Annotated in this window: 22 protein-coding genes; 13 read left to right on the forward strand and 9 right to left on the reverse strand. The window is 48.4% G+C overall.

Annotated elements, in window-relative coordinates; genetic code table 11:
- The first annotated feature begins 48 nt into the window (after window positions 1-48).
- The 5 genes from rpe (at window position 49) to FCL47_RS16710 (ending at window position 4,771) form a co-directional block, all read left to right on the forward strand.
- Window positions 49-732, forward strand: a complete 684-nt coding sequence (gene rpe / locus FCL47_RS16690; RefSeq protein WP_136814669.1) for a ribulose-phosphate 3-epimerase — start codon at window positions 49-51, stop codon at window positions 730-732.
- Between the two features lie 401 nt (window positions 733-1,133).
- Window positions 1,134-2,414, forward strand: coding sequence for a dissimilatory-type sulfite reductase subunit alpha (gene dsrA, locus FCL47_RS16695; RefSeq protein ID WP_136814670.1), 1,281 nt, complete (start codon window positions 1,134-1,136; stop codon window positions 2,412-2,414).
- A 57-nt stretch (window positions 2,415-2,471) separates the two neighbouring features.
- A complete protein-coding gene (dsrB, locus tag FCL47_RS16700) occupies window positions 2,472-3,599 on the forward strand; it encodes a dissimilatory-type sulfite reductase subunit beta (protein ID WP_136814671.1) in 1,128 nt (375 codons plus the stop codon).
- A 92-nt stretch (window positions 3,600-3,691) separates the two neighbouring features.
- Window positions 3,692-3,943 (forward strand): dissimilatory sulfite reductase D family protein, encoded by a 252-nt coding sequence (locus FCL47_RS16705; protein WP_136814672.1) that lies wholly within the window; start codon window positions 3,692-3,694, stop codon window positions 3,941-3,943.
- Window positions 3,944-3,955: 12 nt separating this feature from the next.
- Complete coding sequence (locus tag FCL47_RS16710; RefSeq protein WP_136814673.1) at window positions 3,956-4,771, forward strand: biotin--[acetyl-CoA-carboxylase] ligase; 816 nt, start codon at window positions 3,956-3,958, stop codon at window positions 4,769-4,771.
- 44 nt (window positions 4,772-4,815) lie between these two features.
- Here the strand turns inward: FCL47_RS16710 and ahcY are convergent, their stop codons facing one another.
- Both ahcY and metK read right to left on the reverse strand, forming a co-directional pair.
- Window positions 4,816-6,114: an adenosylhomocysteinase gene (gene ahcY, locus FCL47_RS16715; RefSeq protein WP_136814674.1), complete on the reverse strand. Its 1,299-nt coding sequence runs from the start codon at window positions 6,112-6,114 to the stop codon at window positions 4,816-4,818.
- A gap of 70 nt (window positions 6,115-6,184) precedes the next feature.
- Window positions 6,185-7,351 (reverse strand): methionine adenosyltransferase, encoded by a 1,167-nt coding sequence (metK, locus tag FCL47_RS16720; protein WP_136814675.1) that lies wholly within the window; start codon window positions 7,349-7,351, stop codon window positions 6,185-6,187.
- Window positions 7,352-7,854: 503 nt separating this feature from the next.
- Here metK and FCL47_RS16725 point away from each other — a divergent pair.
- Window positions 7,855-8,826 (forward strand): SIS domain-containing protein, encoded by a 972-nt coding sequence (locus tag FCL47_RS16725; protein WP_136814676.1) that lies wholly within the window; start codon window positions 7,855-7,857, stop codon window positions 8,824-8,826.
- A 48-nt stretch (window positions 8,827-8,874) separates the two neighbouring features.
- Here FCL47_RS16725 and FCL47_RS16730 read toward each other — a convergent pair whose 3' ends face one another.
- The gene (locus FCL47_RS16730; protein WP_136814677.1) at window positions 8,875-11,250 is read right to left on the reverse strand and encodes a hypothetical protein; all 2,376 of its coding nucleotides are present in this window, start codon (window positions 11,248-11,250) and stop codon (window positions 8,875-8,877) included.
- Window positions 11,251-11,556: 306 nt separating this feature from the next.
- On the opposite strand from FCL47_RS16730, the gene FCL47_RS16735 reads away from it, so the two are divergent.
- On the forward strand, window positions 11,557-12,630 hold the full coding sequence (locus FCL47_RS16735) for a DUF4388 domain-containing protein (RefSeq protein WP_136814678.1): 1,074 nt from the start codon (window positions 11,557-11,559) through the stop codon (window positions 12,628-12,630).
- On the opposite strand, the gene FCL47_RS16740 is transcribed toward FCL47_RS16735, so the two are convergent.
- Genes FCL47_RS16740 through secD form a run of 3 tightly spaced genes read right to left on the reverse strand, consistent with a single transcriptional unit; the run spans window position 12,627 to window position 16,640 of the window.
- A complete protein-coding gene (locus FCL47_RS16740; RefSeq protein ID WP_136814679.1) occupies window positions 12,627-13,259 on the reverse strand; it encodes an HAD family hydrolase in 633 nt (210 codons plus the stop codon). The genes FCL47_RS16735 and FCL47_RS16740 overlap by 4 nt on opposite strands.
- A 43-nt stretch (window positions 13,260-13,302) precedes the next feature.
- On the reverse strand, window positions 13,303-14,043 hold the full coding sequence (locus FCL47_RS16745) for a YkgJ family cysteine cluster protein (protein WP_167496538.1): 741 nt from the start codon (window positions 14,041-14,043) through the stop codon (window positions 13,303-13,305).
- A gap of 29 nt (window positions 14,044-14,072) precedes the next feature.
- On the reverse strand, window positions 14,073-16,640 hold the full coding sequence (secD, locus tag FCL47_RS16750; RefSeq protein ID WP_136814681.1) for a protein translocase subunit SecD: 2,568 nt from the start codon (window positions 16,638-16,640) through the stop codon (window positions 14,073-14,075).
- Window positions 16,641-16,942: 302 nt separating this feature from the next.
- Here secD and FCL47_RS16755 point away from each other — a divergent pair, with 302 nt between their 5' ends.
- Complete coding sequence (locus tag FCL47_RS16755; protein WP_240744274.1) at window positions 16,943-17,368, forward strand: NIL domain-containing protein; 426 nt, start codon at window positions 16,943-16,945, stop codon at window positions 17,366-17,368.
- A 34-nt stretch (window positions 17,369-17,402) separates the two neighbouring features.
- Here FCL47_RS16755 and bamD read toward each other — a convergent pair whose 3' ends face one another.
- The 3 genes from bamD to trxA all read right to left on the reverse strand — a co-directional run bounded on the left by bamD (window position 17,403) and on the right by trxA (window position 19,593).
- Entirely contained in the window at window positions 17,403-18,227 is an 825-nt protein-coding gene (gene bamD / locus FCL47_RS16760; RefSeq protein WP_136814683.1) for an outer membrane protein assembly factor BamD, read from the reverse strand.
- A gap of 11 nt (window positions 18,228-18,238) precedes the next feature.
- Window positions 18,239-19,177 (reverse strand): thioredoxin-disulfide reductase, encoded by a 939-nt coding sequence (gene trxB, locus FCL47_RS16765; RefSeq protein ID WP_136814684.1) that lies wholly within the window; start codon window positions 19,175-19,177, stop codon window positions 18,239-18,241.
- Window positions 19,178-19,266: 89 nt separating this feature from the next.
- Window positions 19,267-19,593 (reverse strand): thioredoxin, encoded by a 327-nt coding sequence (gene trxA, locus FCL47_RS16770; protein WP_136814685.1) that lies wholly within the window; start codon window positions 19,591-19,593, stop codon window positions 19,267-19,269.
- 374 nt (window positions 19,594-19,967) lie between these two features.
- Between trxA and hemL the strand changes: the two genes are divergently transcribed.
- The 5 genes from hemL (at window position 19,968) to atpE (ending at window position 23,333) form a co-directional block, all read left to right on the forward strand.
- Window positions 19,968-21,260 carry a glutamate-1-semialdehyde 2,1-aminomutase gene (gene hemL, locus FCL47_RS16775; RefSeq protein WP_136814686.1) on the forward strand — a complete coding sequence of 431 codons (1,293 nt, stop codon included), beginning with the start codon at window positions 19,968-19,970 and terminating at the stop codon, window positions 21,258-21,260.
- Between the two features lie 88 nt (window positions 21,261-21,348).
- Window positions 21,349-21,618 carry an AtpZ/AtpI family protein gene (locus tag FCL47_RS16780; protein WP_136814687.1) on the forward strand — a complete coding sequence of 90 codons (270 nt, stop codon included), beginning with the start codon at window positions 21,349-21,351 and terminating at the stop codon, window positions 21,616-21,618.
- Window positions 21,619-21,626: 8 nt separating this feature from the next.
- Window positions 21,627-22,049 carry an ATP synthase subunit I gene (locus FCL47_RS16785; RefSeq protein ID WP_136814688.1) on the forward strand — a complete coding sequence of 141 codons (423 nt, stop codon included), beginning with the start codon at window positions 21,627-21,629 and terminating at the stop codon, window positions 22,047-22,049.
- Window positions 22,050-22,057: 8 nt separating this feature from the next.
- Window positions 22,058-22,780 (forward strand): F0F1 ATP synthase subunit A, encoded by a 723-nt coding sequence (gene atpB / locus FCL47_RS16790; protein ID WP_136814689.1) that lies wholly within the window; start codon window positions 22,058-22,060, stop codon window positions 22,778-22,780.
- Between the two features lie 301 nt (window positions 22,781-23,081).
- Complete coding sequence (atpE, locus tag FCL47_RS16795; RefSeq protein ID WP_136814690.1) at window positions 23,082-23,333, forward strand: ATP synthase F0 subunit C; 252 nt, start codon at window positions 23,082-23,084, stop codon at window positions 23,331-23,333.
- The last annotated feature ends 77 nt before the right edge of the window (window positions 23,334-23,410 follow it).

A 23,410-nucleotide genomic window follows, 5' to 3' on the forward strand; every position in this document is an offset into this window, starting at 1 on the left:
GTCCGAAGAGTTTTTCCCCAGATAAACAGATTGCTGTAAAGGAGCAGTATGAGCAAAAGGATACAGATTGCACCTTCAATATTGTCTGCTGATTTTAGTCGATTAGGCGATGAGATACGAGCTGTTGCCAGTGCAGGTTGCGATATTATTCATATTGATGTGATGGATGGTCACTTTGTGCCGAACATCACCATTGGTCCTCTGGTTGTTAAAGCCGCCAGAGCTGTTACCGGTAAGGAGCTGGATGTCCATCTGATGATCGCAGATGCTGACAAGTATGTCGATGCGTTTGCCTCAGCCGGCGCTGACTGGATAACCGTGCATGTGGAGGCCTGCCCGCATCTGCATCGAACCGTTTCCAGAATCAAGGAACTGGGCAAAAAAGCCGGTGTGGTTGTCAATCCTGCGACATCGCTTGCCACCCTCGATTATATTCTCGAAGATGTGGATCTGGTTATGCTGATGTCGGTGAATCCGGGATTTGGCGGGCAGTCGTTTATTCCTTCAACCCTTGGCAAAATATGGCAGCTCAGGCAGCGGATTGACGCGATGGGGCTTGAGGTCGAAATTGAGGTGGATGGCGGAATAAGCGAAACGACTATCGCCGATGTCGCTGAAGCCGGCGCCAATATCTTTGTCGCCGGCTCGGCGATATATGGCAGTAAGGACTATAAACAGACCATTGCTTCGCTGAGAAAAAAGGCCGAGGTTGCCGCCGCACGGTATCGATAATGGAAAGTGATCGTGTCTGCGGTACTGTCTGGTGCTGGAGCAGGGGGGCTTAGGTTTTTGACCGGTGAGACCGGCGTAAGGGTAATGCTGAAACAATTGGTAGATAAAGCAAAGTATAGGGATTTTGGGCCTGAATGACGGTTCAGTTGATAGCTCGATTCTATTGGATTTTTGTTGACAAAAGTGCGCAGCAAAGATATTCTCACACGCTGAATGAAAATTCATAATCGCGGTATGCTGTTCTTCGCACGCATTAAAAATGTCAGAAAGGTTGTTGCAGTCCGTACACTCAAAATAATAAACAGGAAAGCTTGTTCTCAGTTTTTTGTTTAGAGTAAGAGTTTGGATACAATGAGTTTGGTTAAGGTTGCAGTATAAACAGTAATTCAAAGGAGGAAATCATGGCAAAGCATGAGACGCCCTTGTTGGATCAATTGGAGAGTGGCCCGTGGCCAAGCTTCGTGTCCGACCTTAAGCGCCAGGCCGAAAAAAAGCCTGAGTGTTGGGATATTCTTGGCATCCTGGAGTTGTCCTATAAAGACAGGATCACCCACTGGAAACACGGCGGAATCGTAGGTGTTTTTGGTTACGGTGGTGGTATTGTCGGCCGATATGCCGACGTACCGAAGTTGTTCCCTGGCGTTGAGCATTTTCATACTATTCGTGTTGCTCAGCCGTCATCAAAGTACTATTCTACTGCAAATCTTCGTCAGTTGATGGATCTTTGGGAAAAACATGGTTCCGGTATGACCAACTTTCACGGTTCGACCGGTGATATCATTCTCCTTGGTACCCGTACCGAAAACCTCGAACCTTTTTTCTGGGATCTGACCCATGATATGGGCCAGGATCTGGGTGGTTCCGGTTCCAATCTGCGTACTCCTGCCAACTGTGTCGGTCAATCCCGTTGTGAATGGTCCTGCTACGATACGGAAGAAGTCTGTTACCATTTGACCATGCATTATCAGGACGAGATTCATCGTCCGGCTTTCCCTTATAAATTCAAGTTCAAGTTCTCCGGATGTCCCAACGACTGTGTTGCCGCTATTGCCCGCTCAGATGTCAGCGTTATCGGCACCTGGAGAGATAATATCCGTATCGATCAGGCTGCCGTAAAAGAGTATGTTGCCGGTAACTATCCGCCAAATGGTGGTGCTCATTCCGGTCGGGACTGGGGTAAGTTTGATCTTCAGAAAGAAGTTATCGATCTCTGTCCTACCGAATGTATGTGGATGGAAGGCGATGAACTGAAAATTGACGATAAAGAATGTACCCGCTGCATGCATTGCATTAATGTTATGCCACGCGCACTTCGTCCTGGCGCTGATCAAGGTGCTTCAGTCTGTGTCGGTGCAAAAGCCCCGATCCTGGATGGTGCTCAGTTCTCAACCCTTATCGTGCCCTTCATGAAAGTATCCAAGGACAACGAATTCGAAGAACTTATTGAGTTTATCGAAGGAATCTGGGACTGGTGGATGGAAGTTGGCAAGAACCGTGAGCGTGTTGGTGAGACCATGCAACGTGTAGGTCTTCCTACCTTCCTGCAGGTTATGGGTATCGACCCGATCCCGCAGCATGTAAAAGAGCCTCGGTCTAACCCTTATGTCTTCTGGAAAGAAGAAGAAGTTGAGGGTGGTTTTGAGCGTGATATCGTTGAGTTCCGCGCTAAACACGCTGCCTAATTAATGTTTTTTTAATTTGAGCTAAAAATTCATATTAAATTTAAGGAGATTTACACCATGGGTTATGATCCGACTAAACCAATGGAAGGCCGTATTTCAGATCTTGGTCCACCAAATTACGAACAGTTTTTTCCACCGGTCATCAAGGCGAACAAAGGCAAATGGTTGTGGCACGAAATTCTTCAGCCGGGCGTTCTGGTACACAAATCCGAGACCGGCGATGAGGTATATACCGTTCGCTGCGGTACCTGCCGTCTTGTCTCTGTAGAGTATATTCGCGAAGTGTGCGACATCGCTGATAAGCATTGTGACGGATTCCTGCGTTTCACGACCCGTAACAACGTTGAGTTCATGGTTGACTCTAAAGAGAAAGTTCAGCCTCTGCTCGATACTCTTGCCGGTCTGGGGAACAGATTCCCAGTTGGTGGAACCGGAGCTGGTCTGACCAATATCGTCCATACTCAGGGCTGGGTTCATTGTCATACCCCGGCAACCGACGCCTCAGGTGTTGTCAAGGCGGTTATGGATGAGTTGTTCGAGTACTTTACCTCCATGAAACTGCCGGCACAGGTGCGTATTGCTCTGGCATGCTGTCTGAATATGTGTGGCGCGGTGCATGCATCCGATATCGCGATCCTCGGTATTCACCGCAAGCCGCCGATGATCGACCATAGTCGTATCACCGGTGTCTGTGAGCTGCCGCTGGCGATTGCCTCTTGTCCTCTTGGTGCTGTTAAGCCTGCGAAAGCAGAGGTTGACGGAAAAGAGATCAAGACTGTCAAGGTAAACGTTGAACGTTGTATGTTCTGTGGTAACTGCTACACCATGTGTCCTGCAATGCCGTTGGCGGACCCGGAAGGTGACGGTATCGCTATTCTGGTTGGTGGAAAGGTTTCCAACAGGATCAGCGCACCGAAGTTTTCCAAGCTGGTTATCCCATTCTTACCAAACACTACTCCTCGTTGGCCTGAAACTGTTCAGGCCGTCAAGCAAATCCTTGAAGCGTATGCTGCCGATGCGAAGAAATATGAGCGCGTTGGTGAGTGGGCAGAGAGAATTGGTTGGGAGAAGTTCTTTGAAAAATGTGATATTCCATTTACTATGAAGAGCATCGACGATTATCGTCTTGCTTATGACACCTGGCGCACTACCACACAGTTCAAGTACACCAGCCATATCAAATAGTAAGGCAAGAGTGGCATTTAAAGATCAGGTGGTGTAGAGCCGCCTGATCATTAGATACTTTCTTCCACAAAAACTATATCAGGAGTAATATTATGGCACTCAGTACAGAAGAGCTTAAGAAAGCGATTGAAGAAAAGGCTCTCAAGTCTCCTAAACCGCAGCTCTATATTAAGGATTTCTATGCATGTGATCCTGATTCCAAGCCGCGGGTTATCAAGAATATTGCCAACGAGATGGTACGGGAAGGAAAACTGATGTTCTGGTCTTCCGGATCTACTACCATGTATGCTGTTCCCAGCCGTATAAAGAATGAAGAAAGCTCAGAAGGCATCGGCAACGAGTAATAATGTAGTTGGTTGTTTATAAAAAGCATAAAGAATTCGTTTCTTTATGCTTTTTCTTTTTTTGCCATGTATCCAATCCATTTCTTTAACTCCACTCCATCCACCAATATCCTTGCCAAGAAGTTGGCCGAAGATGGTGCCATTCACGGCACCGCTGTTATCGCCGCCAACCAGACCGAGGGCCGTGGCCGGCTCGGCAAAAGCTGGTTCTCAGCCGCTGGTAAAGGCCTCTATTGTTCGATAATTGTAAGAACGAGACTTGCTGTTGAGGATTACCCTAAAATCACTTTAGCTGCAGGACTTGGCGTGGCCTTAGCGATAGATCGCCTGGGTGGTGTCCGGTCACAGTTGAAATGGCCTAATGATATTTTTATTGGCGGAAAAAAGTGTGGAGGAATATTGACAGAATCCTCGGCCCTGAACGAGCCGGTTGAGCGACGTTATGCGGTAATTGGCATCGGCTTAAACCTCGGATCGGCTTTAGAGGATTTTCCCGTGGATCTGCGTGAGCTGGCAACGTCTCTTTTTATTGAGACAGGAAAAAGCTACGATAGCCAGCGCGTTTTTACGGATATTCGTGATGAAGTTCTGCGGCAGCTCGATGTCTTTTACAATAATGGATTCGAGCCTATTCTTGCATCCTGGAAAACTCGGGATTTCGTTTTGGGTAAGGAGATGGAATGCGTATCTTCTGAGGGCGAGATCATTACCGGGGTGTCTTTAGGGCCGGATGCTGCGGGGCAGCTGCATGTGAAGGCACCGGATGGAAGAATTCATACGGTTCTGTCTGGAGATGTTAGACTTGCTCAAATAAACAAAAGCCGATAGAGCTTTTCGTCCCTACCGGCTTGCAGCATATCAGGCCGTTGCTGTTAGTATCGATAATACTCGGGTTTATAGGGCCCGTTGATTGATACCCCAATATAGTCGGCCTGCTCCTTGGTCAGCTCAGTCAGTTGCACGCCAATCTTCTTTAAATGCAGACGGGCTACCATTTCGTCGAGAGCTTTTGGCAGGAAATACACTTTTTTGTCGTATTTGTCAGGGTTCTGCCAGAGTTCTATCTGAGCCAGGACCTGATTGGTGAATGAATTACTCATGACAAAACTTGGGTGACCTGTAGCGCAGCCAAGGTTTACCAGCCGACCTTCCGCCAGGATTATTATCTTCTTTCCATCAGGGAAAATGACATGGTCGACCTGTGGCTTAATCGTATCCCATTGGAGGTCTCTGATACCGGCGATGTCGATTTCCGAGTCAAAGTGACCAATGTTGCAGACAATCGCCTCATCCGGCATTTGTTCCATGTGTTTGCGGGTAATGACCTTCAGGTTGCCGGTACAGGTAACAAAGATATTGCCGATCGAGGCCACTTGATCCATAGTCACAACACGATAGCCTTCCATTGCTGCCTGGAGGGCACAGATCGGGTCAATTTCGGTAATATGGACAATGGCTCCCATACCTTTCAGGGCCTGCGCACAGCCTTTGCCTACATCGCCAAAACCGACGACTACTGCATTTTTGCCGGCGATCATCACATCGGTGGCCCTTTTTATGCCGTCGATCAGGGATTCCCGACAGCCGTACAGGTTGTCGAACTTGGATTTGGTAACCGAGTCGTTGACGTTGAAGGCGGGACAGGCAAGGGTGCCGGCTTTGGCCATTTCACTGAGTCTGTGCACTCCAGTCGTGGTTTCTTCGCTGATGCCACGAATGTTGGCCAGTTCTTTATGGTATTTTTCATGGAGCACAAGGGTCAGGTCTCCACCGTCGTCAAGAACCATGTTCGGATGCCAGTTGTTCGGGCCGAAAATTGTCTGATCAATGCACCACCAGAAGTCCTTTTCTGATTCACCTTTCCAGGCAAAGGTGGGTATTCCTGCGGCTGCCATAGCCGCCGCAGCATGGTCCTGGGTTGAGAAAATATTGCAGCTGGACCAGCGCACTTCCGCACCCAGAGCCACGAGAGTCTCCATCAGTACAGCGGTCTGGATGGTCATATGCAGGCAACCGGCAATTCGGGCACCTTTCAAGGGCGCTTTGTCCCGGTATTCTTCGCGCAGGGCCATAAGGCCAGGCATTTCCGTTTCGGCAATGGCGACCTCTTTACGCCCCCAGTCGGCAAGGCTCATATCTGCTACTTTGTAATCTTTAAAATTTTCAGTCATATCTATATTCCAATTATGGTTTTGATTTATTTTTCCTAAAACGGGTGCTGCTGTTTAGACGGCGTCTCAATCAGCGAAGCCCGGCGGCCTCACGGAGGATGTCGGCTTTATCGGTTTTTTCCCAGGTAAAATTAGGGAGTTCCCGACCAAAATGGCCATATGACGCGGTCTTTAAATAGATAGGTCGCAACAAATCGAGTTGCTGAACAATAGCCTTTGGCCGGAGATCAAAGTGCTCGCTAATAAGTTTTTTTATCGCGGTATCGGAGATCTTCCCGGTCCCAAAACTGTTAACATTAATAGATACCGGCTGAGAGATGCCGATGGCATAGGCTACCTGCACTTCCATTTCACTGGCAATCCCCGCTGCAACGAGATTTTTTGCAACATAGCGTCCATAATAGGAGCTTGAACGGTCTACTTTGGATGGATCTTTGCCGGAAAACGCACCGCCGCCGTGCGACCCCTTGCCGCCGTAGGTATCGACAATTATTTTCCGTCCGGTGACCCCGCAGTCACCAACGGGGCCACCAATGACAAAACGACCGGTGGGGTTGATAAAGAACTTGGTATCCTTATCGATCATATGCACTGGAAGCACCGGTTTGATGATTTCTTCCATAACGCCTTCTTTCAGATCATTGTAAGAAATCGTCGTATCGTGCTGCGTGGAGAGGACCACTGCCTCGATTCTGCTCGGCTTATGATCGATGTACTGTATAGTTACCTGACTTTTAGCGTCCGGCCTGAGCCAGGGCAGGATGCCGGCTTTACGGATTTGCGCTTGTTTCTTGGTAAGAAGATGCGCGTAATAAATAGGCATCGGCATCAGCACATCGGTTTCATGGCAGGCATAACCAAACATTAACCCCTGGTCCCCTGCACCCTGGTCGAGATCCAGGCCGGAACCCTCGTTGACGCCCTGGGCTATGTCCGGAGATTGTTTATCAATGGAGGTCAGCACGGCACATGACTGCCAGTCAAACCCCATATCTGAAGAATTATACCCTATTTCCTTGATGGTTTGGCGGACGACTTCCGGCATATCCACCCAGGCAGTGGTTGTTATTTCCCCGGCAATTACGGCCATACCGGTAGTAACCAGTGTTTCGCAGGCGACTCGGGCATGGGGATCCTGCTCGAGAATTGAATCTAGAATGGCATCTGATATTTGGTCGGCCACTTTATCCGGGTGACCTTCGGACACAGATTCGGAGGTAAAGAGATAATCTGACATAGCAACTCCAATTATTATTGAATCAACTTCTAAAAAAAAACTCCACTGCTCAAAAAAAGGACACTATACACAGTCTTGACGTAAAATGCGGTAAAAAGTCGCATGATATCGAGGAAAATTGCAAATAAAATTGCGTCTTCGCTTCGTCGAAAGGATGGGCAGCTGCTACCAGACTCAAAGTGAACGCGGTTGGGCTGACCGATGGTTCTTGCCCGGTAGTCAAATAATGATTACGATGCTTCGTCTGGCGCCCAGATAGTTGGTGCCCTCTTGGTTTTAGATATAAAGATGAATCTGATTACCCCTCAAGCTCAGCTTGTCGAAATGGAAGGGTGTGGGCTGTTTGTTTTACGGGTTTCTGCAGCCAAGGATGGCTGCAGCGAAGCTCCCAGGGATGGGTTTACGGCGTCCCGGGAAACGAACAGCCCACACCCTGGTTAAGTAGACGAACATTAGGGGTTATCAGAAATATGAATGGTTTTTTTTAAAGGGGATAAAGACGGATGTCTATCGAAGCAGCAAAAGAAGTTTTACGAATTGAAGAACAAGGGTTGGCCGCAGTGCGCGAGCGTATTGGTGAAGAGTTTGTCCGGGCCGTTGAAACAGTATTGTCTTGTCCGGGCCGTTTGGTGATAACCGGCATCGGCAAATCCGGTATTGTCGGGCAAAAGATATCGGCTACATTGAACAGTACCGGGACACCATCGTTCTTCCTGCACCCCGTTGAAGCCATGCACGGAGATCTCGGTATGGTCATGCCCGGAGATGTGATTCTGGCCATTTCGTATTCGGGAGAGACCGCCGAACTGAATGGTTTGCTGGTCAGTCTCAAGGAAAGAGGCAATAAGGTTATCGCCATGACCGGTGGGAAGTACTCCTCGCTGGCTGCTGCTGCCGATATTGTGCTGGATATCAGGGTACCGAAAGAAGCCTGTCCGCTGGGTCTTGCGCCAACCGCCAGCACAACGGCTACCCTGGCTATGGGAGACGCCCTCTCCGTTGTTCTGTTGAACCGTAAAAAATTTCAGGCCGAAGATTTTCGGTTAAATCACCCAGGAGGCAGCCTGGGGCAGCGATTGAAGGTGAAAGTGACAGAGGTTATGATCGCGGGGGAAAACATCCCGGTTGTCTTTCCGGCCGATTCCGCGACCGATGCAATTCGGGTGCTGAACGAAAAAAACAACGGTGCAGTTCTGGTCGTCGGCCCGGATAACGAAATTCTTGGTATTATTACCGATGGTGATGTGCGCCGGGCAGTTGTCAATTTACAGGGGTTCAAGACGCTTACCGCCGCGCAGTTGATGACCAGGAATCCAATCAGCATCAACGGCGATCAACTTGCGGCTGATGCTCTCAGTATCATGCAAAAATACGAGATCACTGCTCTGCCGATTGTTGATGGTGCCGGAAAGCTCGTTGGCTTGCTGCATCTCCACAATCTGCTCGGCAAAGGCGAGTTCCGCTTTCTGGTTTGATTGCTCAGTAATGGCTATGGACAAAAAATAACGCCGGCAGGGATACTTTTATTTTTCCGAGTAAAAACTCCACCGGCCCGTGTTTTTATCGTAGCTGTAAAACATGACCATGTTAAGCGGGCGACCCCCGTCGTTTTCTGTACACTGCATCTTAAACACGAGTTTGAAGGCTGTTTCCTTGGTGAAGGTAATGACCGGGTTGGAAAGATTTTCAGCGGTAGCATTTGGATAATTAGCGACAAAGAGTGTCTGATAATTGTTTTGCAGATATGCTTCCTTGCTCTGCAGAAATATCTTTTTATCGAGTGCCTGCATAGCTTTGCTGGTCTCGGCTGAAGTGTTGCTGAACTCTTCTTCTCCCTTCAAGGAACTCTTGGCAATATTGGTTAGAATCTGCTGATACGTTCGTCGTGCTTTGGCTAAAGCATTATCCTTCAATTGCGTCTCGAGAATTTGACGATCGCGAATTATTTTTGCCTGGAGGATAATTCTGTCGAGCTTCTGGATATTAACGTCGGTGTCAACTTCTTTCGCCATAGCTTTAGTCCCGATGAGTAAGGATCTTGCAGTGCTGTAGGCTTTAATAGCCTCATCCCAGGAGGCTGCAGCGAAAGATTTGTTGCCCTTGTTGATGGAGTTGTAGAGTTCCGCCCGTTTTATGTTGTTTTTGATTGCGTCGATTGACTCGGGAGGGAGAGCCGTCTTCCGGCCGCTGGCCAGCGCGAGATTATAAGATTCTATCGCGCTGAGCCAGTCCGTCCCGGTAAAAGAAAGGTCACCTTGTTCTTTAAGGTTGGCAAACTGGCTTTTCTGCAGTTCATTCTGGAGCTCGACGGAATATTGTTCACGATCCGATTCGGGAAGATCTACTAACACTTTCTGGGCCTGCAACAGCTTTTCAATGGCGGTTTCCCATTCTTTCTTCTGTATTGCCATCTGGGCGGGATCATAGAACATCCTGAACTTGGCTATCTGTCGTTTGCGATGCAGGCCCTCAATAATCGACGGTTCAACATAGCCTTTTCCTTCAATCTGTGCCAAAAGCGTATCGTACTGCTGCAAGGCCGGCTGCCATTTGCTCGCTTTGAAGAGTGACTCGGCTTCACTGAGCTGTTGTTTGATTGACAGGAGGGCTTTGGTTTCGTTTATGGGAACGTATTTGCCGTCAAGAAGAATATATCCGGCCAGGCCCTTGGTCAGCTTCTCGGAGGTTAAGATCTCCTGGATAAATTTTTCAAGCTGGCGGGCAAAGTCCTGATGGATGAATCTTACCTCTCCAACCAGTCTTAGCGCTTTATCACACGAATTCTTGGCCTCTTTGAACTGGTTGTTGGCAATGGCTGTAGAACATGCGGCATAGGCTATCTCGGCACTACTGAGTTTGTTGGTAAAGGAATACCAGAGATAGCCACCGGCTGCTATGACGAGAGTCATTAAACCAAGGAGCAGGAATAAGGGCAGTCTGCTCTTTTTGTGATCTTTGGGTAAAAAGAGATCGTGGGGCGTTGGTGGCTTGACTGTCGCACCCTTATTGGCTGCTTTAGAAGCGCCCTTTTTGCCTGATGCTGCTCCATTACCATTCTTAACAGGGGGGGATGATTTGTCAGCAGGTTGTGGGGCAGAAAAATCGAGAGTTTTACCCGGGCTGATATCGTCGAGAAGAGCAAGAGTCTGTTTAACCCGGTGAATATCAGAATCAATGGTTGGAAAGTCGGCGACAGTCGAAGTAATCTGTTGATATTTTTCAAGAGCGATCTGAGCTTCACCCTTGTTTTCGAACTTTTTCCCGTCACGGTGCAGTTTCTCCACCCTCTCAATCTCTTCTCTGGCCCTTTCACATAAGGTGGTCAGTTCATGGGATGGCGTCTTGATATCTGCAGCCGTATTGAGCAGGGTATAATATTTTTTCTGCCTTTGCAGCTGGGTGAAGGGTTGAAGATCAATTTTAGGGGTAATGCCGACCTCCGGAAAAGATGTATTCAGAGTAATGTCCTCATCATCTTTTCCTTCTTCCAAGGCCAGAAAGTCAAATTCGGGGGCTAAATCAGAATCGTCCAGGGTGTCAACTTCGTGGCGACGATGAGGTGCTGAGGAGGAACGACTGCCATTGCCCCAACTGATATGGGCAAGCGGGAATTTGACTGCATTGTCCAGATACCACTCAGCGGCTTCTTCATTAAAGGCGTTGGTCGTTGAATATATTTCCCCATTGATCATTTTACCTATATGGACGATAAGATCGGGCAGGGCGCGAGTCTGTTCCCAGAAATCGCCGAGACATATGGCGGCAGGATCGAAATCCGGGTGGAAAATATCACTTTTCGGCTTGCAACTTGGCGGGAAATGTGGAAAACCAAATGGAATTGCGAGTTCCACCACATGATCAATTGACTCGACAATTTGCCCCCCATTCTTCTTGGACATGCCAGTGATCGTGTAGGTAATTTCATACTGATCCGGAGGGTCTCCCTTTGTTGGTTGAACGGAAATCACCGGATGAGAAACGAAATGTTCCCTTATCTGTCTATAGATTTCATCTAACTGGCTGGGAGAAGCAGACATGAATATATATTGTAATAGTGGTTAAATTGATTACCATTTTTTTCAGTATAGCAACTTATTTACGCAACACCAAAAGAAACTTTGACAGGGCTATAATTTGTACTCGAAAGAGTGCGCTTCGGGATGAGGGAAGGTAGTTGGCAGGTATTGTCCACTACGCAAATGTGAATGAGAAATATTAGCGTAATTTTCACAATCGGCAAAGAAAATAATTGCCCGTTGTATAGAGTGGACGAAAGGTTGTTCCTTTCGGATAAGACGCTTTCCTGTCCGAAGGGAAAGGAGATGTGTCTGATCCTCGTTCGTGACCTGACTGAGTTGTTGTTCAAATTCTTACAAGAGCAACCCTTTGATGTGAAGCGTTATGCCGGAAAAGTTTTTAACTGCAGTGGCTGTACCGGGTTAATAAAATTTACTCTGCTGCAACCGGAGGCCACGACAGATGGCCGGGACGACTGCGGCGGGGCTGATGCTGTTGCCCGGATTCATTCTTCTCTTCTCAAGGCGTATGGAAACGTTGTCAATCGCTCATTACTGCAAGTTCTTCCACCAGACCAGCTGGAGAGTGTGCTTGGTCTTTTTCAAGAGATTGAATTGAGTGAGGGGACAACGCTTATTCGCAAAGGAGAAAAGAATCATAATCTCTATATAGTTGTTGAAGGTGAACTCCTTGTCGAAAGCGGCGGGGTGCAGTTAGCTCTACTTGGCCAGGGAGAAATTTGCGGAGAAATGAGTTACCTGGGAGCCGATGTTGCTGTATCAACTGTGAAAGCCAAAAAAAAGGCCAGGGTTTTGGCTATAGCCGGAGATCTCTTTGGCAGTCTGCTTGGCAGTAATGGTGAGATTCAGTCCTTTATGGCGCAGTTGCTTGCCGGAAGGTTGAGACAGACCAATGCGGCGCGAGCCCGTGATTTTGAATCGTGTATGAGTGGCAGAATTGATGAGATCGTTCCTGCCGAACTTTTTCAGATTTTTCACATGCACCAGAAAACCGGGGTGCTGGTTTTGGATCTGCCGGATGGCCGGGCGAAGGTTTCTTTCCGTGAAGGCTGCATTATCAATGCCGGCTATGGCGAAATGGTCAATGAAGAGGCGATATTTAAGATTCTCGCCGAAAAAAAAGGTTTCTACCGATTCACCACCGGCCTCACCCCCAAGGAGATGAAGGCGGCAGAGATTGGTGATTTTATGATGCTCCTTATGGAGGGTGTCAAGAGGGTTGACGAGGGGCAGGAACGTTAGGCTATCGTTGCCTGAACAGGCGGCAGTCGAAGAATCTCCATAAAACTGGTGACGTGGTAGTCGGCCCGAAGCTCCGGATTTTTGAAAGCGATCAGCGGTACCCGGCAACTCGCGGCCTGTTTCTCATCCAGAATCGAATCGCCAATAAAAAGAGCTTCTTCAGGGCTGCACTGGTAATGGGCCAGGATTTCCAGAAGCCCATCCGGTGCAGGTTTTGGGCGTCGGGCGGTTGCTGCAGTGACTACCTTGCCAAAATACTCTTCCAGCGCATAACTCTTGAGCAGTGGAATCATTGTGTCCGTGCGATTGGTTGAGATCGCCAGATGGATCGACTTGCTGGTGATCTTGAGAAAATCAACAAGGTCAGCTTCAATCTCCATGTACTGCAGAAATGGTGTGTATGCACACAATCTCCGGAATGCATGTACTTCGTCCAGAGTCGGCGATGCATAATGACGGAAAATATGCTGCACCGAGTCGGTGACACTGCTCATGTGGGCAAATTCTTCTTCGCTCGTGTTCATCGGGGGTAAACCGAAGTGACTGAGCAGGTGGTTGTAGTACATACAATTGGCTTTTTTGGAATCGAACATGACTCCGTCACAGTCAAAGACTAAAAGTTTCAGCATGGCAAAAATAGTTCAAAAAAAAGTTGAGGGCAGAGCGACAGCCTTAAGAGCGGTCAAAGAGCTGCTGATGCAGCCAGTCAATGCCAAACAATAACAGCTTTTCATCATCCTGGATCAAACAATTTTTCTCCGATTCATTGCGTTTGATAGTATCGAGGCGATCCGCGACCACCTTTTCCCTGAAGGTGTCAATATTATAAAGCGCAAGAATATAAAGATCGATATCTTCCGGCGAGGGCTTACGCCCCTTACGTATCGAATCGTGCTGAACAATTGTTGTTATGGCATCGTTGAACCGGTTATACGTCACAAGCTCCTGTTCTGCACTGTATTGTACCGCATTGTGTGCTGCCGGTTCGGCAAAACCTTGACAGTGTGCTTCTTTCAGGAGGACGAAATGCTCTTCCTTCGTGCCGTTTTCGCACCGCACGACCGCGCGGCCAAGCGGATAGGCGCGGCAGGCTGACGGCCGATGGGGATACACCGTGCAGCCCTGTTCCGAAACGAAGACACAGCTCGCTCTGCCATCATCGACCATCGTCAGGTAGAAGCGTGGAAACGGCTCGCCTGGATCTTGTTCAATAATAATATATTCATCGAGCAATTGTCTCGAGGTGAGCCCGGTTGCCCGTCGCAACCGCAGGACATCATACGGCGTCAGGGCGAGCTCGAGCATGCGGCAGCATTCAGTAAAGCACTTGACGTTCTTATGACAGGAAAACGTAAACGTTTCCGACCGGCCAAGTTTGGTCATATGTCGTGGGAGTATTGGTGGTTGAGTCATATGTTGTCCTTTTTTTTCGTCTTTTTGTCTCAAACCGTTTTTTTCTGCCATAAAGTAAGAAGCGGGCTGGCGATAAAAATAGACGAGTAGGTGCCAACAATTATGCCGATGAGCAGGGCAAAGGCAAAGTCGTGAATGACTGCACCGCCGCCGAGAAACAGGGCAATCAGCACAATGACTGTTGTCCCTGAGGTGACGATCGTCCGGCTGAGTGTCTGGTTGATGCTGTCGTTGATAACCCGGGTCAGGGAATGGCTGTCGGATTTGTGCATGTTCTCCCTGATTCGATCAAAGACAATCACAGAATCGTTGAGTGAATAACCTGCCAGGGTGAGCAGTGCCGTCACCAGCAGCAGGGTGATTTCGATATCCATCAACCAGCATATCCCCAGCACGACCATAACGTCATGGAAGGTGGCCGCAGCCCCGGCAAGGCCAAAGCGAATGTCGAAACGGACGGCCAGGTAAACAATAACGCCGGCCAGGGAGATGAAGATCGCCTGAATAGCCTTGTTGCGGAGGACCGAGCTGACTGAAGAACCAATCTCCGACTGACTTTCCAGATAGAAATGCTTGTCGGGCGATTCGCTTGATAGAATGCTGCTTACCTTATCGCCGAGGTTTGCCACCACCGCCTCAGATTTTTTTACCTTGATGATCAGTCGATGTTCATTCTCGACCTCTTGCAGGTTGATGTCCTGCATCTCGTTTTTGCTGAATGCATTACGTACTTCCGCCATGGTGAAATCCTGATCGGCTTTGTATTGCAGCAGCGAGCCGCCGGAAAAATCGACACCCAAATTGGCATGGCCCCGGGCGATCTGGATAAAGGCAACAAAGCCAATAATCACCATGACAGCGGAGAGAGCGTAGGTGATGTTCTTTATTTGCAGATAATCAAGATTTGGCTTTTTAGCGATGAGCATAAAATTAAGCCGCTGCATGGGGCGGACGGCATTGATTGTGTCGAACATCAGCCGGGAAAAGAACAGGGAGGCAAAGAGGTTGAATATAATGCCTAAAGAGAGAGTGACCGCAAATCCTTTAATCGGTCCGGTCCCGAACATGAACAGCGCCACTGCGGTGATCAGCGTGGTTACCTGGGAGTCGACGATAGTGGAGAAGGCATTGCTGTATCCTCCATCGATACTGGATCTGACTGATTTACCAAGAGCATATTCTTCGCGCATCCTTTCGAAGATCAGAACATTGGCATCAACCGCCATACCGATAGACAGGATAATACCGGCAATACCCGGCAGGGTCAGGGTGGCGTTGAGTATGGCCAGGCCGGAAAACAGCAGGAGGATATTGAGGACCAGCGCACAATTGGCAATAACGCCGGAAAGCCGGTAATAGATGAGCATAAAGGCCACCACCATAATGGCACCGAAGGCGCCGGAGGTGATACCTTTGTTGATGGAATCCTGGCCGAGGGTTGAGCCGACCGTCATATTCTGGATGATATCCACCGGTGCGGGCAAGGCGCCGACTCTCAGGACAATTGCCAGGTCAGCTGCTTCCTCATGGGTAAAGCTCCCGCTGATCTGGGCGGAGCCGCCAAGGATACGTTCGCGTATAACCGGCGCTGAGCGAACGACACCATCCAGCACAATGGCCATGCGCCGGCCAACATTTTTTTCGGTTATATGGGCAAAAACCCTGCCTCCCCGGCCGGTCAGGTCGATACTCACATACGGTTCATTAAAATTACCGCCGATTCTCACCTGGGCGTCTTTGACCATATCGCCGGTCATGAGGATCTTGTTCTCAAGAAGCAGGGGCACCAGCGTTTCTTGCTTGGTCTGCTTATTGACTTCTTTTTCAAAGTAGAGCGAGGTGTTTTCCGGCAGTCTTCCCTGCAGGGCACGGTTCAGCTTGCTAATGCTCTCCCCGTCTCGCCACTCTTTGGCTCTTATGGCCTGGGCAATCAGCTCATTGAGGTTCAGCCCTGCAGAGTCGGCAACAATTCTGAACTCCAGCTGGGCGGTGTCGCCAAGCAGTTTCAGGGCACGTTTCGAATCTTTAATTCCGGGTAACTGGATGACGATTTCATCGTCGCCCTGGCGGATGATGACTGGCTCGGCAACACCGAATTGATCAATCCGGTTACGAAGTATCTCAAGCGACTGGTCAACGGCATGGGTCTTGATATAGGCAATTTTAGCAGTTTTCAGGTTCAGGAACAGACGGGGAAAACTGCTTTCTTTCGTTTCGATTCGGGCATCGATATCGGGGAAATCTTCGTTGATAAGGTTTTTTACCTTGTCGACAGTACTGGCGTTGGGCAAAGTAAAGATAATCGTATCCGCCGACGACGAGGGACTCCTGACCGCACTGATCGACTCATCTGTGAGAGTGTCTTTTAGATCATTGGCCGCAAGTTCCAGTGAGTTTTCTGCCGCTTTTTGCAGGTTGACTTTCAAGATAAGATGCATCCCGCCCTGCAGATCAAGGCCCAGGCGCAGTCCTTCCGGCGCCATATATGTTTTCCACCATTTGGGGGTATTCTGATAAAAGGAAGGAATAACGGTGACAAATGACAGGAGGATGATCGATATCAGAAAGGCAAGTTTTAACTTAAGTGCGGTATTCATGAATATCCTTGAAATATTGTGTAGAGTTGTGCTTATTCATGGGTGGGCTGCGTAATATATTGACATAAACTCGTCGATTATACCCAAATGAATCAATCTTGCAAGGTTCAGGGACAAATTCCGGGACAGCTCGGTTGGTTGCAGTTTTTTTTACGCCGGAGAAATTCTCAAGCGTATCTGCAATAGCTGTCATGTGAAAAATTGTTTTTTGCGCAGGTCTGCGTTATGATCATTTTTTTCAGATAACGACCTGAGGTTAATTTTAAGAGCGAGGGCAAAAGGTGTACACTCAGATTTATATTTTGCGATTTCCAAAGGATACCAGTGACCAGCCGTTTATATACCGGTTGGTGAAAGAGTATGATATTGAATTTAACATTCTCAAGGCAGATATCCTTTTGCAGCGAGAAGGGCTGATGATTATTGAACTTAAAGGGAGCAGCAAAACGAATGTAAAGGCGGGACTCGACTATTTACGGAACCTGGGGGTGAAGGTTGAGCGGATGGCTGCCAGAATTCGCCGGGACGAGGAAAACTGTTTCCAGTGCGGGGCATGCACCAGTGTATGTTCACCTGGTGCGTTGTTTATACACCGTCCGGAGATGTCGATCATTTTTGATGCTGAAAAATGTACCGGATGCAGCCTTTGTGTACCTATTTGCCCCGTGCGGGCTATGGAAGTTTCCCTCGACGATGACTGGATTTTATCGGAAAAATATATGGTCTGAAACGGCTCCGTGTATTTGCTAACTGAAGCCGGCTTTAATACTGGGGAGTCACCGTGGTGTCCTCTTTGTCGCCCCCACCCATTATTGTCCAGTTGGGCATATTCAGTTTGGGAAACCAGGAGGTCAGACGCGACCTTGGAGGATCTCCTGCTTCAATGCGAGTCAGCAGCTGTTTTGCCTTTCCGGCAATATTGCTGTCTGGATACATTGCCAGTAAATACTTCAGGCGGACTTTGGCCTGGTCGAATTTTTCAGTTCGTACATAATATTCGACAACAAAATACTCATGATTGGCTAAAAACTCGGTGGCTGTTTGTATTCGTGCTTTAGCTTCGCTGGTGTAGGGAGAGTTCGGGTACGCCTTGAGTAGCTGATTGAACTGCTCAATTGACTTGATCGCTCCAGCACTGTCCCGATCAACCCGGTCAATCTGCTTGTAATTGCACATTGCCTTCTGGTACATGACGTACGGGATGCTTTCATTGGTGGGGTGACGATTCTCAAACTCCTCGTACAGAGCCAATGCTTCCACGTAACGTTCCAGGTAATAGCTGCAATCGGCTGCTTTGAGTTCAGCAAGAGTTGCTTCAGGACTGAACGGAAAACGGTTGAGTATATCGTTGAAAAACTCTACGGCGGTGAAATATTTGCCGACGTTGTAGTCATCCATGCCTTTTACCAGCAGGTCCTTGGCTGGTAGATTGATGTCTGCGCCTTGTACCTCATTTCCTTCTTCGTCTATCGACGTATAATTAAATGTCTTTTTTAAATCGGCACAGCCACTGAAAGAAAGGAGCAGGAGCAGAGCCAGCAGAATTGGCAGAAAATTGCGAGTGAGATGTTGTATGCGCAGTGTCATTATAGGTATTACTATTTGGATTTTTTCAAATTTTGTAGGTATCTTTCCGCAGCGAGTACCGCCACAGCTCCTTCGCCGGCAGCGTTGATAATCTGCCGGACTTCCTTGCTGCAGATGTCACCTGCAGCCATCACTCCAGGTATAGTCGTTTGCGATTCTTTGTCAATGGGAATAAATCCCCACTTGTCAGCGTTCAGCTGTTGCAGAGGCAAGCCGTCATTGTTGGGGGTGACTCCGATAAGGATAAAAACCCCTTGAACGTCAAGAGTTGACGTGGTTCCATCGTTGTGCAGGAGGTTGAGGTGTTCTACCTCGTTTTCGCCCTCGATTGAGCTCACCCTTGTATTCCAGATAAATTCGATCTTGTCATTGGCAAAGGCGATTTCCTGAATGATTTTGGTCGCCCGGAGTTCTTCCCGACGATGAATGACCGTCACTTTGCTGGCGAATTTAGTCAGGTATTCGGCCTCCTGAATAGCCGTATTGCCACCGCCGATAACCGCGACATGCATGTTTCGATAAAAAGGTGCATCGCAGGTCCCGCAATACGACACACCTTTGCCCCGCAGAGCCATTTCGCCCGGTATGCCAAGACTGTTGGCGCTTGCGCCATTGCACAGGATTAAGGTATCGCAGGTAATTTTTTCGCCGCTTTCGAGATGAAGGATTTTGCGCATGCCATCGTTTGGGTCAACTCTTGTGACACTTCCCAGCTCGATGTTCAGGTCGAATCTCCTGGCATGCTGGGTCATCTTTTCGACGAGATCAAAACCCGTTAATCCTTCGGGAAATCCAGGATAGTTGTCGACCCAGTCAGTGAGCAGGACCTGCCCGCCCGGTGCTCCTTTTTCGATGAGCACATGGTCAAGTCTTGCCCGCGCTGCATAAAGCCCGGCTGACAGGCCAGCCGGCCCGCCTCCTAAAATGACCAGTTCATAGTGATCTTTCATTTTTTCCGTAGGTATCCTAGATAGTAAAAAACTGTCTTATCAGCAGATATAAGCCTATCTGACAGAGAAGACAGCCAGAAAACCTGTGGTTACTTTGCTTTGTCAATCAGTGCTATGAGCTGTGTTTTTCCTACAGAACCGGTGATCTGGTCGACAACTTGACCGTCTTTGAACAGGATAAGTGTTGGTATGGCACGAATGCCGAATTTGCCCGGCGTGGCTGGGTTGTCGTCCACATTCATTTTCGCAATGGTCACTTTCCCCTCATACTCAGCAGCGAGATCCTCGATGACCGGCCCAATAGCTTTGCAGGGTCCACACCACGGGGCCCAGAAGTCAACCAGGGTGGGTTGCTCTGATTTAACCACCGCATCAAACCCCGCATCGGTTAGTTCTTGGACTTTATCACTTGCCATTATTTTCTCCTTTACTAATGAGATTAAATTAAGTCTGAATGCATAGATAAGAAGGATCCCTGGGTAAGGAACACACCTCCATCTACTTTACCTTTTGCTTCAATGGCTGACAAGTAGAAAAAAGTTCCTGCCAATTCTCTCTTTTTGGAGCAAGAAGGTGGATAACATGCGTTTTTACTTTGCGCATCAATAATAAAAAATCAAGGGGCGGAAAATTGGCAGAAAAATATCCGCCGTGCTATAGTGCGTTCCCATAAAAATCGAATTGTACAGCTGAAGAATATTTTCGGTTGAGTGCAGGATCTGATCCGGTATACGGCTATCATAAGAACCATAAATAATTTGAACCATTATAATATAAAGAGGAATAACGCATGAACTATACAGCTTCGGCAGATTTGTTTAAACAGGCAAAGGAATATATTCCAGGAGGAGTAAACAGTCCGGTAAGGGCTTGTCGCTCGGTAGGATGCGACCCTGTGTTTATTACCAAGGCAACCGGCGCAACGCTAACCGATGCAGATGGTAATGAGTATGTTGACTTTGTATGTTCCTGGGGACCAATGATAGTCGGGCACGCGCATCCCCACATTGTTGATGCGGTACAGCAAGCCGCGGCCTCAGGAACCAGCTTTGGCGCACCGACACCTACGGAGATCGACTTGGCCCGTATGGTGGTTGAGGCGGTGCCCTCTGTGGAAAAAGTCAGATTCGTCAATTCCGGAACCGAGGCAACCATGAGTGCGGTGCGGCTTGCCAGGGGCTACACCGGTAAAAAAGTGGTCGTTAAATTTGATGGCTGCTATCATGGCCATGCCGACTCATTCCTGGTAAAAGCGGGCTCCGGGCTGATTACCCTGGGTATCCCGGGAAGCCCCGGGGTGCCTGAAGAAATCGTCAAGAATACCCTTTCTATCCCCTATAATGATATAGATACTCTGGAGCGGACCCTGCGTGATGAGGATCTGCAGATCGCCTGTGTTATCGTGGAGCCGGTGGCCGGCAATATGGGGTGTGTACCGCCAAAACCCGGGTTTCTTGAAAAGCTGAGAGAGCTCACCCGCGAGATGGGTATCGTCCTGATTTTTGACGAGGTTATTACCGGTTTCAGGCTCAGTTACGGTGGGGCGCAACAATATTATAACATAATGCCGGATCTCACCTGTCTCGGTAAGATTATCGGTGGTGGCCTGCCAGTAGGTGCCTATGGCGGCAAGGCGGAAATCATGAACTGCGTCGCCCCCGATGGTCCAGTGTATCAGGCAGGAACGCTGTCGGGTAATCCTCTGGCTATGACTGCAGGAATCGCCACGCTGAAGCTGTTGCAGCAGCCCCGTTTCTATGAACAGCTCGAAGAAAAAGCGGCGGCTTATGCAGATGCGCTCAAACGTATTGCCTCCGCAACCGGTATTGCAGTTCAACTCAACCGTGTCGGCAGTATGATGACCGGATTTTTTACTGAAAAACCGGTAACCGATTTTGACTCAGCCATGCAGGCGGATGCCGCCAGATATGGACAACACTATCGACAGATGCTGGGGCGGGGGATTTACCTTGCACCCTCACAATTCGAAGTGGCTTTTATCTCTGCCGCGCAGAGTGAAAAGGACCTCGAAAAGACATTGAAAATGACTGAATGGTCATTCAAAAAATTGCTCGAAAAGTGAAAATTTATTGACTTTGAGATGGAGTCATGCTACCAAACTCGTTTATATTGTATTGTACGTAGCAGTTCATAAAAAGTAGGTGAACAAAATGGGAGATGTAAAGAAGGAATTTGTTCAGCTGCTGGCTAATTACGGACATATCGGATTCACTTTTGTTGCTGCCATTGTCATCGGTATGGGTGGCGGTATTTATCTTGATCAGAAAGTTTTTGACGGGCGAACCTCGCCGTGGTTTACTTTTATCGGTCTGGCTCTTGGTATTGCCGCCGGCTACAAAACCTTGTTTGAGGTTATCTGGCGTGATAAGAAGGCCGCAGACCAACAAAAGGCTGATGCCGAAAAAGACCACGAAGACTAGAGGATTGAGTGACCAAAAATGGGAAGGACCTGCAGAAGATGCAGGTAATAAGCTGGATTTTGCTGGCTGTAATGACAATCGCTTCCGCGATTCTGGTTTCTTGGTGGTTTGCCTGGTCGGTTTTTGCCGGGGGGGTTCTGTCTATAGTAAGCTTCTGGGTATCGAGTAAGGATGTGCTGCGGATGATTGGCTCGATTTCTTCGCTGTCATCCCTGGATGATCGGAAAGCTCAGGCTCAGCAGGGACAAAAAGGATACCTGCTGAAATTCTGGATACGCATTGTACTTATAGGTATTGTCTTGCTTTTCCTGATTAAGGGCAAAGTGGTCAATGTCTTTGGCTTGATTTTAGGGTTGTCAACGGTAGTGGTTGCCATCACGTTCATCTCGTTGAATATGGCCGGGCACTATTTCTTCAGAGGGAGGAGGTAAGAGGAGTTATGGAACATCCGATACTATTTATTTCAATCATCCTTGAAAAGCTGGGACTGCCAGTCCCCCACGGTCCTGTAGGGCACACGTTTCTGGAAAAGTTGTGTGAACCGTATATGACCTACACCTGGCTGGTAATGGCCTTTCTTTTCCTGGTCGCACGACTCACCCTTGGCAATCTGGAAATGATTCCAGGAAAGGGCCAAAACTTCTGGGAACTGGTAATCGGCGGTATGGATGACTTCTTCGCCGATAACATGGGCAGAGAGATGGCCGATAAATTTTTCCCGATGATCGCAACTTTCGCGCTTTATATTGCGGTTGCCAATCTCATCGGACTTATCCCCGGATTTATGTCGCCAACGTCAAGTCTCAATACTACTCTGGCCCTGACCTTGATTGTCTGGTTCAGTCATCACCTGATCGGATTTCGGGAGCATGGACTCAGCTATTACAAGCATTTCATGGGGCCAGTCTGGTGGCTCGTTCCCCTGTTGCTGCCGATCGAGATTATCAGTAACCTGGCGCGACTGCTCTCTCTCTCCATCCGTCTTTTCGGAAACATCATGGCCAAGGAAACGCTGCTGGCGATTCTGTTCATGCTGGCCGGTGGTTTTTTTGCACCCCTGCCGATTATGATCCTCGGTGTTCTTGTTTCTGTGGTGCAGGCGATGGTTTTTGTACTTCTTACCGTGGTCTATTTTGCGCAGGCCAAAGAGCACGCTCATTAGTGACTTAGAAATTCTTTCTCGGCTTTTTGAGAAAGAATTTCGTGAAGGAACTTATCCCGCAGAGCTTTTGGGCGGGATTAGTGACTTACGCATTCCTTTCCTGGCTTTCAACAAGAAGGGAATGAGGTGAAGGAACTTGTGCCGCGCTTTTGGGCGGGATTAGTGCGAAACGCCTGGTTAAAAACTGAAATCTTGAGCAACTGAGTTAGATTGTAAAACAAACCAAAAAAATATTTCAAATATTTAAGAAGTAAAAAATAAAGAAGAAGGCCAAACAACTCAACTTTTTAAGGAGAAAACAATGGAAGGAAATCTTCAATTAGCTTTGATTTGCGTAGGAGCTGCACTGTCAATCGGTCTTGCCGGACTGGGCGCTGGTATAGGTATTGGTTCTGTTGGTAACGGCGCATGTCAGGGTCTTGCCAGAAATCCTGAAGTACAGCCCAAACTGATGGTTTTCATGATTCTCGGTATGGCACTTGCTGAGTCTGTAGCTATTTACGGACTGGTTATTTCTCTGATTCTTCTGTATGCCAATCCATTGTTGGGATAAGACTGACGAGAACATAACGATTGTTGGATGATCGTAGAAACGGGCTGCAGAAAATTCTGCCGCCCGTTTCTATTTTC

Origin of the sequence: Desulfopila sp. IMCC35006, from assembly GCF_005116645.1 — a bacterium.
In the GTDB taxonomy this organism is placed as follows: Bacteria; Desulfobacterota; Desulfobulbia; order Desulfobulbales; family Desulfocapsaceae; genus Desulforhopalus_A.

Excerpts from the sequence above, each read along its gene's own strand:
- metK (WP_136814675.1), bottom strand. The coding sequence starts at position 7,351 with ATGTCAGATTATCTCTTTACCTCCGAATCTGTGTCCGAAGGTCACCCG.
- dsrB (WP_136814671.1), top strand. The coding sequence starts at position 2,472 with ATGGGTTATGATCCGACTAAACCAATGGAAGGCCGTATTTCAGATCTT.
- dsrA (WP_136814670.1), top strand. The coding sequence starts at position 1,134 with ATGGCAAAGCATGAGACGCCCTTGTTGGATCAATTGGAGAGTGGCCCG.
- secD (WP_136814681.1), bottom strand. The coding sequence starts at position 16,640 with ATGAATACCGCACTTAAGTTAAAACTTGCCTTTCTGATATCGATCATC.
- hemL (WP_136814686.1), top strand. The coding sequence starts at position 19,968 with ATGAACTATACAGCTTCGGCAGATTTGTTTAAACAGGCAAAGGAATAT.
- atpE (WP_136814690.1), top strand. The coding sequence starts at position 23,082 with ATGGAAGGAAATCTTCAATTAGCTTTGATTTGCGTAGGAGCTGCACTG.
- atpB (WP_136814689.1), top strand. The coding sequence starts at position 22,058 with ATGGAACATCCGATACTATTTATTTCAATCATCCTTGAAAAGCTGGGA.
- rpe (WP_136814669.1), top strand. The coding sequence starts at position 49 with ATGAGCAAAAGGATACAGATTGCACCTTCAATATTGTCTGCTGATTTT.
- FCL47_RS16730 (WP_136814677.1), bottom strand. The coding sequence starts at position 11,250 with ATGTCCAAGAAGAATGGGGGGCAAATTGTCGAGTCAATTGATCATGTG.
- FCL47_RS16745 (WP_167496538.1), bottom strand. The coding sequence starts at position 14,043 with ATGACTCAACCACCAATACTCCCACGACATATGACCAAACTTGGCCGG.
- FCL47_RS16780 (WP_136814687.1), top strand. The coding sequence starts at position 21,349 with ATGGGAGATGTAAAGAAGGAATTTGTTCAGCTGCTGGCTAATTACGGA.
- ahcY (WP_136814674.1), bottom strand. The coding sequence starts at position 6,114 with ATGACTGAAAATTTTAAAGATTACAAAGTAGCAGATATGAGCCTTGCC.
- FCL47_RS16740 (WP_136814679.1), bottom strand. The coding sequence starts at position 13,259 with ATGCTGAAACTTTTAGTCTTTGACTGTGACGGAGTCATGTTCGATTCC.
- FCL47_RS16705 (WP_136814672.1), top strand. The coding sequence starts at position 3,692 with ATGGCACTCAGTACAGAAGAGCTTAAGAAAGCGATTGAAGAAAAGGCT.
- FCL47_RS16725 (WP_136814676.1), top strand. The coding sequence starts at position 7,855 with ATGTCTATCGAAGCAGCAAAAGAAGTTTTACGAATTGAAGAACAAGGG.
- trxA (WP_136814685.1), bottom strand. The coding sequence starts at position 19,593 with ATGGCAAGTGATAAAGTCCAAGAACTAACCGATGCGGGGTTTGATGCG.
- FCL47_RS16735 (WP_136814678.1), top strand. The coding sequence starts at position 11,557 with ATGAGAAATATTAGCGTAATTTTCACAATCGGCAAAGAAAATAATTGC.
- trxB (WP_136814684.1), bottom strand. The coding sequence starts at position 19,177 with ATGAAAGATCACTATGAACTGGTCATTTTAGGAGGCGGGCCGGCTGGC.
- bamD (WP_136814683.1), bottom strand. The coding sequence starts at position 18,227 with ATGACACTGCGCATACAACATCTCACTCGCAATTTTCTGCCAATTCTG.